The organism is Rhizobium sp. LC145, assembly GCF_001005825.1.
GTDB lineage: Bacteria > Pseudomonadota > Alphaproteobacteria > Rhizobiales > Rhizobiaceae > Neorhizobium.
The window spans coordinates 264639-277167 of sequence record NZ_LBHV01000004.1; the positions used below are offsets into that span (position 1 = coordinate 264639).

The 12529-nt window shown below is 61.5% G+C and carries 14 protein-coding genes and 1 pseudogene; 11 read left to right on the forward strand and 4 right to left on the reverse strand.

Annotated features, from left to right (window positions below):
- The first annotated feature begins 324 nt into the window (after positions 1-324).
- From YH62_RS12835 to YH62_RS12865, 7 genes and pseudogenes are all read left to right on the forward strand, one after another.
- A complete protein-coding gene (locus YH62_RS12835; protein WP_046794611.1) occupies positions 325-2169 on the forward strand; it encodes a potassium/proton antiporter in 1845 nt (614 codons plus the stop codon).
- 92 nt (positions 2170-2261) lie between these two features.
- Positions 2262-2507 (forward strand): type II toxin-antitoxin system ParD family antitoxin, encoded by a 246-nt coding sequence (locus tag YH62_RS12840; protein ID WP_348625756.1) that lies wholly within the window; start codon positions 2262-2264, stop codon positions 2505-2507.
- Positions 2500-2790, forward strand: a pseudogene (locus YH62_RS12845) (type II toxin-antitoxin system RelE/ParE family toxin). Before YH62_RS12840 ends, YH62_RS12845 begins: the two are co-directional and overlap by 8 nt.
- Before the next feature lie 67 nt (positions 2791-2857).
- Positions 2858-4060: a phosphoglycerate kinase gene (locus YH62_RS12850; RefSeq protein ID WP_046794612.1), complete on the forward strand. Its 1203-nt coding sequence runs from the start codon at positions 2858-2860 to the stop codon at positions 4058-4060.
- A 214-nt stretch (positions 4061-4274) separates the two neighbouring features.
- Positions 4275-5171: a fructose bisphosphate aldolase gene (locus YH62_RS12855; protein ID WP_046794613.1), complete on the forward strand. Its 897-nt coding sequence runs from the start codon at positions 4275-4277 to the stop codon at positions 5169-5171.
- A 149-nt stretch (positions 5172-5320) separates the two neighbouring features.
- Entirely contained in the window at positions 5321-5767 is a 447-nt protein-coding gene (locus YH62_RS12860) for a hypothetical protein (RefSeq protein ID WP_046794614.1), read from the forward strand.
- A gap of 111 nt (positions 5768-5878) precedes the next feature.
- Entirely contained in the window at positions 5879-6784 is a 906-nt protein-coding gene (locus YH62_RS12865; RefSeq protein ID WP_046794615.1) for a PhzF family phenazine biosynthesis protein, read from the forward strand.
- Here the strand turns inward: YH62_RS12865 and YH62_RS30500 are convergent, their stop codons facing one another.
- Positions 6785-6946 carry a hypothetical protein gene (locus YH62_RS30500; protein ID WP_170986347.1) on the reverse strand — a complete coding sequence of 54 codons (162 nt, stop codon included), beginning with the start codon at positions 6944-6946 and terminating at the stop codon, positions 6785-6787.
- Between the two features lie 185 nt (positions 6947-7131).
- Between YH62_RS30500 and YH62_RS12870 the strand changes: the two genes are divergently transcribed.
- The 3 genes from YH62_RS12870 to YH62_RS12880 all read left to right on the forward strand — a co-directional run bounded on the left by YH62_RS12870 (position 7132) and on the right by YH62_RS12880 (position 9453).
- Positions 7132-8427 (forward strand): MFS transporter, encoded by a 1296-nt coding sequence (locus tag YH62_RS12870; protein WP_046794616.1) that lies wholly within the window; start codon positions 7132-7134, stop codon positions 8425-8427.
- Positions 8411-8602, forward strand: a complete 192-nt coding sequence (locus tag YH62_RS12875; protein WP_046794617.1) for a DUF1192 domain-containing protein — start codon at positions 8411-8413, stop codon at positions 8600-8602. Before YH62_RS12870 ends, YH62_RS12875 begins: the two co-directional genes overlap by 17 nt.
- Positions 8603-8940: 338 nt before the next feature.
- Positions 8941-9453 (forward strand): DUF1465 family protein, encoded by a 513-nt coding sequence (locus YH62_RS12880; protein WP_046794618.1) that lies wholly within the window; start codon positions 8941-8943, stop codon positions 9451-9453.
- A 34-nt stretch (positions 9454-9487) separates the two neighbouring features.
- Here the strand turns inward: YH62_RS12880 and YH62_RS12885 are convergent, their stop codons facing one another.
- From YH62_RS12885 to rpmE, 3 genes are all read right to left on the reverse strand, one after another.
- Entirely contained in the window at positions 9488-9913 is a 426-nt protein-coding gene (locus YH62_RS12885) for a hypothetical protein (RefSeq protein ID WP_046794619.1), read from the reverse strand.
- 9 nt (positions 9914-9922) lie between these two features.
- Positions 9923-10177, reverse strand: a complete 255-nt coding sequence (locus YH62_RS12890; protein WP_046794620.1) for a type II toxin-antitoxin system prevent-host-death family antitoxin — start codon at positions 10175-10177, stop codon at positions 9923-9925.
- A 143-nt stretch (positions 10178-10320) separates the two neighbouring features.
- Positions 10321-10542 carry a 50S ribosomal protein L31 gene (gene rpmE / locus YH62_RS12895; RefSeq protein WP_046794621.1) on the reverse strand — a complete coding sequence of 74 codons (222 nt, stop codon included), beginning with the start codon at positions 10540-10542 and terminating at the stop codon, positions 10321-10323.
- Between the two features lie 187 nt (positions 10543-10729).
- Between rpmE and YH62_RS12900 the strand changes: the two genes are divergently transcribed.
- The gene (locus YH62_RS12900) at positions 10730-12526 is read left to right on the forward strand and encodes an ABC transporter transmembrane domain-containing protein (RefSeq protein WP_046795076.1); all 1797 of its coding nucleotides are present in this window, start codon (positions 10730-10732) and stop codon (positions 12524-12526) included.
- Positions 12527-12529 lie beyond the last annotated feature (3 nt).

The following is a 12529-nucleotide window of genomic DNA, read 5'->3' on the forward strand; positions in this document are numbered from 1 at the left end:
CGCCATATCCGCAACGTCGAGTGTGGCACGTCCCCTCTCCCCGCAAGCGGGGAGAGGGTTAGGGTGGGGGGCAATTTCATCCAGTAAAGAAGAGCGGGCCGGAAAATCTCCGGCCCGCTCTTCTTTTTCGTTGCCTGCCCTTCTCTTGCCGGAATTGTTCCTGCCTAATCAGGTCATTGTCCGATTCCCCGGCGCTCCCGCCGGAATCCGCCTCATACCTCAGCGTCGCCCGGCGACAACGGCACGGTGCCCGCCATTGGCGGGTGCTGGGAGGCGGGAATCGTGCGGACGGCATGGGCTGTGTGTGAAGGAAGGAACGGCTTCGTGGAGGCATTCTACATCATCCTCTTGGTCGGCACGATCCTGGTGCTGGCGGCCGCATTCTCGAGCTTGCTCGCCTACCGCTTCGGCGCGCCGCTGCTGCTCATCTTCCTGTCGATCGGGCTGATCGCCGGCGTCGATGGCCTCGGCATCCAATTCGACAATTTCCCCTTCTCCTACATGCTGGGCTCCCTGGCGCTGGCGATCGTGCTCTTCGATTCCGGCTTCGGCACTTCGATCCACTCCTTCCGCATCGCCGCCCTGCCGGCGCTCACGCTTGCCTCCGTCGGCGTGCTCGTGACGGCGGCCATCTTCGCCTTTGCCGCCTCGCTGCTTCTCGGGCTCTCGCTTCTCGAAGGCCTGCTGCTCGGTTCCATCGTCGCGTCGACGGATGCGGCGGCCGTCTTCTTCCTGCTGCGCATCGGCGGCATCAACATCCGCGACAAGGTGCGCTCCACGCTGGAGGTGGAATCCGGCACCAACGACCCGATGGCGATCTTCCTCACCATCGCCCTCGTCGATCTGCTGGCGTCGGGGCGGGGCTTCGGAGGGCTCGACCTGCACTTCCTGTTTCTCTTCATCGAGGAAATGGGGCTCGGCATGATCTTCGGCCTGCTCGGCGGCATGATGATCGTATGGGTGCTGAACCGCTTCACCTCCGATCGCGGGCTCGCGCCGATCTTCGCGCTGACGCTGGCACTCCTCGTCTTCGCCTTCACCGGCGCGATCGGCGGCAGCGGCTTTCTTGCCGTCTATGTCGCCGGTATCTATGCGGGCAACCGCCGCATGTTCGCCAAGCAGGCGATCGCCCGTTTCCATGAGGGGCTTACCTGGCTGGCGCAGATCATCATGTTCCTCGTGCTGGGCCTGCTCGCCACGCCTTCGCAGTTCCCGCCGATCATCCTGCCTGCGGTGGCGCTAGCGCTTTTCCTGATCTTCGTCGCCCGCCCGATCGCCGTATGGCTCAGCCTGATGCCCTATGACCTCACGCAGCAGGAAACAGGCTTCGTCGCCTGGGTCGGCCTGCGCGGCGCGGTCTCCATTCTGCTCGCCATCCTGCCGGTCATCGGCGGGCTCGAAAACGGCGTGATCTACTTCAACACCGCCTTCATCATCGTGCTTGTCTCGCTCTTCCTGCAAGGCTGGACGATCAAGCCGGTGGCCCAACGGCTCGGCCTCATCACTCCGCCCAGGATGGGCGCGGTAGACAAGGTGGAGCTCGACCTGCCGGGCGCCGCCCATCACGAGCTGATCTCCTACCGCGTCGTGAAGGACAGCCCCATTCTCAGCGGCGAGCGCATTCCGCGCTGGGCCATGCCCTCGCTCGTCATCCGCGACGGCAAGAGCATGCGCTATCAGTATGCCGGCCGGTTGCGCGAAGGCGATCAGGTCTATCTCTTCGTCTCGCCGGCCTATACGCGCCTGCTCGACCGGCTCTTTGCCAGCCGCGTACCGGTGGAGGAGGACGATACCGAATTCTTCGGCGCCTTCTCGATTTCACCGGCCGGTCCCGCCAAGGAGCTCGACGCGGCCTATGGCCCCGGCCTGCTCACCCCTGCCGAAAAGGACATGACCGTCGGGGAACTGATGGTCCACCGTCTCGGCGGCAAGGCGGATTACGCCGACCGCATGCGTTTCGGCTCGATCGTGCTGATCGTCCGCGAACTCGACGAGCACGACAATATCCACGGCATCGGCATCTCTCTGGAACCGGTCGAGCCCGCGACCAACCTGCCGATCTTTATCAACATGCGCGAGATCGCCCACCGTGTCCGCGATTTCCTGCGCAGGCAGAGAGGCAGACCGGCAACCGGCGGTCCACCGGAAGGTCCCGGCACCACCGTTTAATTGGTTGCGATAAGAATTTTTGTGATTTTTTCCTATTTATGTCATGATCAACGGAATAGGAGATTTGATATGGCAACCATGACCGTGTCTCCTTGCCCGATCCGATGAAGGAATGGATCGAGGCGCAAGTTGAAAAAGGTGAATATGCCAGCGCCAGCGACTATGTGCGCGATCTGGTTCGCCGCGACCGGGAGCGGCGCGGGCGCGAATTCACCATGGATGAGCTTCGACAGCTCGTTGCAAATTCTCGTGCCAGCGGAATCGGCGCCCGCAGCTTGGATGATCTTTTCGCAGAAGCCGAACATATAGCGGCAACCCGCGAGGGTATTCGTGAATAGCTACCGGCTGACCGCCAGGGCGGAAAGCGAAATCCTCGATATCTTCATCTACGGTATCGAGCAATTCGGGTTGAGGCAGGCTCGTCTTTACAAGGACGATATGGAGGACTGCTTCCAGCTTTTGGTAGACAATCCGCGAATGGGACGGCCCGCCACCTAGATTGGCGAGGGCGTCCGGCGGCATGAACACGGAAGCCATATCGTCCTCTACGAAATCGACGGCTCCGGCATTCTCATCCTCGCCGTCATACATCAGAGAAGCGTTCGTCGCCTAAAACTCTAAGTCTTGCGTCACCGGTCAGGCATAGTATGGTCCGGCTCCAACCACTTCCCAGGAGATGCATCCAGCCATGCCGGCCTTCAAGACCCTCGACGACCTTTCCGACATCGCAGGCAAGCGCGCGCTCGTGCGCGTCGATCTCAACGTTCCCGTTGCCGACGGCAAGGTGACGGACACGACCCGTATCGAGCGCGTCGCGCCCACCATCCTGGAATTGTCTGAAAAGGGCGCCAAGGTGATCCTGCTCGCCCATTTCGGCCGTCCGAAGGGTGAGCCCGTTGCCGACATGTCGCTGTCGCTGATCGTCCCCACTGTCGAGCAGGTGCTCGATCATGCGGTTCTCTTCGCTTCCGATTGCATCGGCCCCGCCGCCGAGGAAGCAATCGCGAAGATGGCTGACGGCGATATCCTGCTTCTGGAAAACACCCGTTTCCACAAGGGTGAAGAGAAGAACGACCCCGCCTTCACGAAAGAACTGGCGAAGAACGGCGACATCTACGTCAACGACGCCTTTTCCGCCGCCCATCGCGCGCATGCCTCGACCGAAGGTCTTGCCCACCATCTGCCGGCCTATGCCGGCCGCACCATGCAGGAAGAGCTGGAGGCCTTGGAAAAGGGCCTCGGCAATCCGGTCCATCCGGTCGTGGCGATCGTCGGCGGCGCCAAGGTTTCCACCAAGATCGACCTCCTTACGAACCTCGTGAAGAAGGTCGATGCGCTGGTGATCGGCGGCGGCATGGCCAATACCTTCATCGCCGCGCGCGGCACCAATGTGGGCAAATCGCTCTGCGAGCACGACCTTGCCGATACCGCCAAACAGATCATGATCGAGGCCGCATCCGCCGGCTGCGCCATCATCCTGCCGGTGGATGGCGTCGTCGCACGCGAGTTCAAGGCGGGCGCCGCCAACGAGGTGGTGAGCATCGATGCCATTCCCGCCGACGCCATGGTGCTGGATGTGGGGCCGAAATCCATCGAGGCGATTAATTCCTGGATTTCCCGGGCCAATACCCTCGTCTGGAACGGTCCGCTCGGCGCTTTCGAAATCGAGCCCTTCGATGCGGCGACGGTCGCAGCCGCAGAACACGCGGCCGAAGAGACGAAAGCGGGCAAGCTGATCTCGGTCGCCGGCGGCGGCGATACGGTGGCAGCTCTCAATCATGCTGACGTGGCCGACGATTTCAGCTATGTTTCCACAGCCGGGGGCGCTTTCCTGGAATGGATGGAAGGCAAGGAACTGCCTGGCGTGGCCGTGCTCGCCAAGAACGCCTGAGCCGGATTCGGTGGAAACGGCGCTCGGACATAGGCCCGGGCGTCAACCGGTCAAGAGCTTTTAAAAAATTTATTTGTTTTAAACGATTGAAATAATTTCAATCGTTTCAGTCGTTTAAGGCAGGATTTTCCTTCTCTATAACTTCTGTTATCGGCGAATTGTCAGATTGGGAGATGAGCGCGTTTCGCGCCAAGTTTAGGGACAGGAGTGTAGTATGGTGGACGCGAAGATGTTGAACAAGATGAGTTCTGCGCCCGGATTTATTGCGGCGCTGGACCAAAGCGGTGGTTCAACACCTGGAGCGTTGCGCCTTTATGGCGTATCCGATGCCGACTATCAGGGTGATGAGGAGATGTTCCGCCTGGTGCACGCCATGCGCGTCCGCATCATGAGCGCGCCCGCCTTCATGGGCGACAAGGTTATCGGCGCTATCCTGTTCGAGCGGACCATGGACGGCGACGTCGATGGTCAGGCTGTTCCGTCCTATCTCTGGGAAAAGCGGGGCGTCGTGCCCTTCCTCAAAGTCGACAAGGGCCTGAACACCGAAGAAAACGGCGTTCAAACGATGAAGCCCATGCCCGATCTGGATACTCTCCTGATCCGCGGTCGCGAAAAGGGGATATTCGGAACCAAGATGCGCTCGGTGATCGGCCACGCCGATAAGGCCGGGATCGCCGCCGTCGTGCAGCAGCAGTTCGAGGTGGCGCGCCGGATCATCGGCCAGGGTCTCATGCCGATCATCGAGCCTGAAGTTTCCATCAAGAGCCCGACGAAGGAACAGGCCGAAGCCATTTTGCGCGATGAGATTGCACAACAACTCGACAAGCTTCCCGCGGGCGAGACAGTCATGCTTAAATTGACGATCCCGACGGTCGCCGATTTCTACGCTCCTCTGATCGCTCATAAGTCGGTCGTTCGCGTCGTCGCCCTTTCCGGCGGCTACAGCACCGCGGAAGCCTGCGAAAAGCTCGGCCATAACCATGGCATGATCGCGAGTTTCTCCCGCGCCTTGGCGGAAAACCTGCGCGTCACGATGAGTGACGCAGAATTCGATGCGAGCCTGGCCGAAACGATCGATCAAATCTACGCCGCAAGCGTCAAGAAGTCCTGATGATCGGCTGTAAAGCATATCGTTAATCTCAGGCGATATGCCATGTCCGCGCTCTGCGGGATGGCCGTGCCGGCACTCCGGCACGGCCTTTCATTTTGCGCCTCCGAACCTAATTGCACCTCTGGCGTTCCATGGGAAGGAGGTGAACCATGAGCGACTTGAACACACAGGTCCGCGCCCTGTTCGATGATTACGGCCGGATCAGCGACCAGGCTCTCACGGACCCGCAGGCGGCAGATTTCGATCGCCTTGCCGACGCCTTTGCGGAACACTTCGTCGGCTCGGCCCCGCAAGGCGTGTTCGCCGGCACCAATGACGACAAGCTCAGGGCGGTGATACCCCAGGGCTTCGCACATTACCGAAAGGTCGGCGGAAAGCGGATGCTGCTGCAGGGTCTGCAAATCACGCCGCTCGACGAGCTTCATGCGGTCGCGGTGGTCGATTGGGAATTCGCCTACGAAAACAAGGCGCGCAAGGCAGGCACTATCCGCTTCACCAATTTCTATTTCGTCACGATCGCGAGCGGCGAACCGAAGATTTTCGCCTATGTCACCGCCGACGAACAGAAGGCAATGAAGGACCACGGCCTCGCCTGACGCGAAGCCCTCCTGTCGCTTCTGTTTTGCTGATGGAGCGATCAAAAACATTGGCTGGTGGACGCTGGGACGAAGCGTTTAAATCGCGATACTCTCTTCAGAGGAGGCTCCATGCCGACCGCCGAATACGTCACCGTCGATGTCTTCACCTCCGAACGCTTCAGCGGCAATCCGCTTGCCGTGATCACCGATGCGCGTGGCATTAGCGACGAGGCCATGCAGAAGATCGCGGCGGAGTTCGGCTATTCGGAAACCACTTTCGTGTTGCCGCCCGAAGATCCGGAAAACAGCGCCTGTGTGCGCATCTTCACGCCGACGGTGGAAGTTCCCTTCGCCGGCCATCCGAATGTCGGAACCGCCTATGTGCTCGGCCAGCGGCCCGAACTCTTCGGCACGCCGGTTGGCGACAGGCTGCGCTTCGAGGAACTGGCGGGATTGGTGGAGGTCGAACTCCTGCGGGAGGAAAGCCGCGTCATCGGCGCCACCATCCGCGCGCCGCGCCCTCTTGATGTCGGCGACGAGGTGACGCCCGATCTTATCGCCCGCTGCGCTTCGATCGAGCCCGCCATGGTGCTGACCCAAACGCACGCGCCGATCTTCGCCTCCGTGGGCCTGCCCTTCGCGCTTGCCGAGATCGACAGTCTCGAGGCGCTTGGTGCCGCGTGCCCCGATCTTTCCGCCTTCCGCGAAGCGGCAGGCCGGCACCAGGTGACGGACTTTTCGCTTTTCCTCTATGTCCGCCAGGAGCCCTGGCGGGTGCGCGCCCGCATGTTCGCGCCGCTCGACAACGTGATGGAAGACCCGGCGACCGGTAGTGCTTCGGCAGCACTTGCCGCCTATCTGGCGACGCTTGCCGAGGAGGCGGATCTCGATACCCACATCACCGTCGAGCAGGGCGTGGAGATGGGCCGCGCGAGCGTCATCGAGCTCGACGTGAGAAAGCAGGGCGGCATCGTCCGCGATGTCAGCATTTCCGGCCGATGCGTTTCCGCCATGCGCGGCGCTATCGACTGGTGATCAGGTAAATTCCCTGAGCAGCAGCGCCACCGCCCATATCGCGAAGGCGAAAACCGCAAGCTTCCAGAAATCTCCCCGCCGCCTCAGGCCCGGCAGGTCGAGCGGACGGATGATCTGCACCAGCATGGCCAGGATCAGCAGGACCGAGATTGTTTTCGTCATCGCTTTTTAACCTCGCCCCGCCGCCATAGGCTGGACATTTTTGCACTTCACCACAGATAGCCTCAGCAAGGGAACATCCGCCGAGGACTGCGTTAACGCCTGCTTTACTACAAGGCAACATAGCTACTCGCTGCCCTGCATTTTCAGGGTTGATCACCGGTACGAGAGAAAAAGACAGTATCGAAATGAGCCGAAACCTGCTGCCAGTCCTCGCCCTCCTCACCGGTACACTTTTTCTCTTCCTCGGCAACGGTCTCCAGGGATTGCTTCTGCCGCTCCGCGGCACCCAGGAAGGTTACTCCAACGATGTTCTCGGCCTGCTCGGAACCACCTGGGCCGCAGGCTTCGTGCTCGGCTGCTTCGTGGCTCCGAGCGTGGTACGGCGTATAGGCCATGTGCGGGCGTTTTCCGGCTTCCTGGCGCTGATCTGCTTCAACGTGCTCATCACCGGCATTTTCGTCGAGCAGACCTCCTGGCTGGTGCTGCGCGCCATCACCGGCTTCTGCACGGCCGGCACCTCGATGATCATCGAAAGTTGGCTGAACGAGCGGGCGACCAACGAGAGTCGCGGTACGATCTTCTCCTTCTATATCTCCATCACCCTGTTTGGTGTGGTCGGCGGGCAGCTCATGGTGCCCTTCTCGGATGTTTCCACGCCGCTGCTCTTCATGGTCTGCGGCATGCTCTATTGCGTCGCGCAATTGCCGACGACGCTTTCCAAGGCCGCCTCCCCGCAGCCGCTGAAGCGCGTTAACCTTGATCTCAGGGCGCTCTTCCGCAATTCGCCCATCGCCTCTGTCGGCATCCTCCTGATCGGCATCGCAAACGGCGCCTACGGTACGCTCGGCGCCGTCTTCGCCACGCGTGTGGGGCTGGACCACGGCGCGGTCGCCGCCATGGTCAGCATCACCATTTTCGCGGGCGCCATCATGCAGTTCCCCGCAGGCCGCCTTTCCGACCGCATGGACCGCCGCCATGTGCTGGCGGGGCTTTCCGCCGTCTCGGCAGTCGCCGGGCTGGCCCTCGTGCTTTTCCAGCCGGTAAACGTCTACGCCATCATCGTTCTGGTCGCCCTTTACGGCGCGACTGCCAACGCGCTCTATCCAATCGCCGTGGCGCACGCCAACGACTTTGCCGCACCGGAGGATTTCGTGAAGGTCTCGGGCGGGCTGCTGCTGCTCTTCGGCATAGGCACGATCATCGGCCCCAGTCTCGGCGGGCCGGTGATGACTTCGCTCGGGCCGCATGCGGTCTTTGCAGTTACCGCCGGTGCGCATATTCTAGTGTCGGCCTATGCGGTCCTGCGCAGCCGCGCCCGTCCCCCCGTACCGGTGGACGAGCGCGACACCTACACGACCGCGCCCGCCGGGACGACACCGCTGGGAACGCCGGAAGGACTGTCGCTCGATCCGCGCGCCAACACGGAGGCCGCAACGGACACGAACCAACCGCAGGAGAGTCAGCATGAGCTTTCTCGATGACGATAGACCGAAAAAGCCTGCCGCCCACGAACTGGGCTCCGATCTTTCGATGCTCTCGGTGGACGAACTCGACACCCGCATCGGGTTCCTGAAGGAGGAAATCCTCCGGATGGAGGCGGAGAAGGAGCGCAAGACGGCCGGCCGGCGCGCGGCGGACAGTTTCTTCAAGAGCTGAAAGCCTGCGTCAAACCGGGAATTCTGTGAAACCGGCAACCGGCTTAACCCCGTATTAATCATTAATGGACTATATCATGGGGCATCCAGACCTTCTGGATTCAGACAGTTTCACCGTTCGGCGAATGGGTCTGATTTTCTCCCTGTTTTACCTTGAGAGCCGCTTTTGCGGCTCTTCTTTTAATGGTTCCCACCGAAATTGTGGGTATTAACCTTTCCTTAAGAAACGTCTTGCGGATTTCCGCTATAAGGCTCATGTTCAGGTCAATTAGAACGGCACGGGAACCTTCTGCCGACGTCCCCATTGCCTGAATGTGATGCGTTAGCGGGAATGAAATCATGTCAGAACAGGGATTGAACACGATCAGCTTTGCTGGACGCGCCGCTGCCTCCCCGCAGTTCAAGGCGCTCTATTCCGAAGGCATGGCACTGGTCGAGGAGACCGCGAGCTATCTCGACGGCACCGGGCGCGCCGCCTCCAAGGTTCTGCCCCGCATGGCATCCGTTCTCTATGCCGCTGAATCCATGCGCCTCACCACCCGCCTGATGCAGATGGCTTCCTGGCTGCTCCTGCAGCGCGCCGTCAACAATGGCGAGATGAGTCGCGAGCAGGTGCTTTCCGAAAAGAGCAAGGTCCGCCTCGACGGCTTCAACGTCGATCGCAGCGCGCCCGGCTGGCTCGACCTGCCGGAAGGCTTCCGCGATCTCGTCGAACGCTCGCTGCGCCTGCAGAACCGCATCGCTCTCCTCGACCGCGAGATCTATCGCCCGGGCGACGCTCCGGTGATCCCGGACAACGAAAACAGCGTCCGCGCCCAGATCAGCCTGCTGCACACCGCCTTCGGAAATTGAAGAGAACGGCAGCCGCTTCTGTAGGCCCAAGAGTTCAACGGCGTATAGCGGCGGTTCTCTTCGACTTTGCCAATTCCAGGAATTTGGTTTTGATCGCCGTGAACAGACCCGGCGGAATGAACCCGTAGCTGAATTCGCCGGTTCGGTTCGGCACTTGCGACAAGCCGCCATTCGGCCATTCGTCAACGTTATACTCCGAAACGATGACCCAGCTCGGTAGATCGTCCAGGCCGATCGCGCTCTTCACCTTCGAGGGGATCTCAATTCCGATCGTATCGCCCGATGGCGGCGTATGGGTTATCGGCAACAGCACGACATAGCGCGGACGAGCCGCACTGTCGCTGGCGGCCACAAGACAGGTAGGGCGATCCTTGCGGCGATCCTGTCCTGCCGCCGCTTCATGCACCCATACATAATCGTAGCGAACGACAAGACCCGGCTTGGGATCAGGCAAACCCACCGGATCACCTTACTTCAGGAGATCGTCGAGCTTTGCTTGCTCGGGTTCCATCTCAGCTCGCTCGACCGCTTCGGTGACGATATCGGTTGCGTCCTCTGTACGATGGGCTCGCTGCGCCGCAGCTTTCAACCAGTCATATTGGCTCGCCGACATGAGCACGAACTCACGCCGGCCGTGACGAGTGATCTCAACCGGCTCCCGCTGCGCTTTATGCTGATATTCTCCGAACTTGCGTTGGAATTCGAGAGAACCGACCGTAGCCATCCAGGGTATCCTTATGCAACAAAACGGATTATACGTATAATTCGGAGTTTGGAAAGCTGATCGTCTCGCCCATGCTGGCATTCCCAAAAACAAAAAAGCCCGGCTTGCGCCAGGCTCCTTGTTCGTTCGATCCAGACAAGGAATCAGAGGCCGAGGCCACCGAAACGCTTGTTGAACTTGGAAACGCGGCCGCCGCGGTCCATGAGCTGCTGGTTGCCGCCGGTCCAGGCCGGATGGGACTTCGGATCGATTTCAAGGTTCATGGTCGCGCCTTCCGAACCCCAGGTCGAGCGGGTCTCGTATTCGGTACCATCGGTCATGACGACCTTGATCGTGTGGTAGTCGGGATGAATGTCAGCCTTCATGTCGATAATCCTGCTCTCACGAGGTCCATTTGTCGCAATTGCGAGCGGGAAGCCTCTTCAATAAATGAAGCCGCAGACCGATCCGGCCACGGCTTCCCAATTCGATGCGGAGCCTATACAGGAAGGTCGCCGGAAGTACAAGTACCCGTATGGCCTTGAAGCGGCCGAAGGAAAACAGAGGGAAAAATTGGCCGAAGCCCAAGAAACCGAAAACAAAGGCAGGGCGCTGAAACCGCTCGCAAGGCTCCTCCCCTATCTTGCCCGCTATCGCCGGCTGGTCGCCGCCGCCGTTTTCTTTCTGGTACTGGCCGCCGCGACTACACTGGCGCTGCCGCTTGCCGTGCGCCGCATGGTGGACCATGGCTTCGCCGCCGCCGACGGCAGCTTCATCAACAACTATTTCGGCATGCTGCTGGCGCTCGCCGCCCTTCTCGCGGTTGCCAGTGCCATGCGCTATTATTACGTCATCACCATCGGCGAGCGAGTGGTGGCGGATTTGCGCCGCGAGGTCTTCGCCCATGTGACGCGGCTTTCGCCCTCCTTCTTCGACGTCAACCAGTCGGGCGAGATCGTTTCCCGGCTGACGGCGGATACGACACAGATCAAGTCGGCCTTCGGCTCGGCGGCCTCCCAGGCGCTTCGCAATACGATTCTCTGTCTCGGCGCGATGGGCATGATGATCTATACGAGCCCGCGCCTCTCGGGTCTCGTGCTCGGCGCCATCCCGCTGATCGTCTTTCCGCTCGTCGCCTTCGGACGCTCGGTGCGCCGACGTTCGCGCGCGGCCCAGGATACGCTTGCCGAAACCTCCGCCTTCGCCGCCGAAACCATCGGCGCGACCCGGACGGTTCAGGCTTTCGGTAGCGAGGCCGCTTCCGAAAGCCGCTACGGCGGAGCCGTGGAGGCAGCTTATGATGCAGCGCGCGCCGCCATCCGGGCGCGGGCGCTGCTGACCGGCTTTGCCATCCTCCTCGTCTTCGGCAGCATCGTCGGCGTCCTCTGGTATGGCGCCCAAAGCGTTCTTTCCGGCACCATGACCGCCGGCACGCTCGGTCAGTTCGTGCTCTACTCAGTCATCGTCGCCAGTTCTCTCGGCCAGCTTTCAGAGGTATGGGGCGAGCTTTCCCAGGCGGGCGGCGCGGCCGAGCGGCTGACCGAACTGCTGCACGAAGTGCCTGCCGTCCGCGATCCCGAGAACCCGGTCGCGCTCCCCTCCCCGGCACGCGGCGAAGTGGAGTTCGAGGGCGTCTCCTTCGCCTATCCGGCGCGCGTCAGCGCCATCACCCTCAACGATCTTTCCTTCCGGATTCGAGCCGGTGAGACCGTCGCGATCGTCGGCCCCTCCGGCGCCGGCAAGAGCACGATCCTCTCGCTGCTCCTGCGCTTCTACGATCCGACCGCCGGCGCCGTGCGCCTCGACGGCGTCGATCTCCGTCAGGCCGCGCTCTCCGATCTCCGTTCGCGGCTCGCCATCGTGCCCCAGGACGTGACGATCTTCGCCGCCTCCATCCACGACAACATCGCCTTCGGCCGCCCGGATGCAAGCCGCGAGACCGTGCGCGCCGCGGCCGTCGCCGCACAGGCGGACGAGTTCATCTCAAGGCTCGACCGGGGCTACGACACCGTGGCCGGCGAACGCGGCATCACGCTTTCGGGCGGCCAGCGCCAGCGGATCGCAATCGCCCGGGCGATCCTCAAGAACGCGCCGGTGCTGCTGCTCGACGAGGCGACCTCCGCGCTCGATGCCGAAAGCGAGACGCTGGTGCAGAAAGCCCTGGATGGCCTTATGCGGGATCGCACGACGCTGGTGATCGCCCACCGCCTGGCGACGGTGCTGAAGGCGGACCGTATTCTGGTTATGGATGATGGCCGCATCGTCGAAGAAGGCACTCATCAGAGCCTCGTCGCCGCCGGCGGGCTCTACGCCAAGCTCGCCCGGCTGCAGTTCCACGATATCGAACGGCAGAGCGCCGCCGCTCTCTGAAGC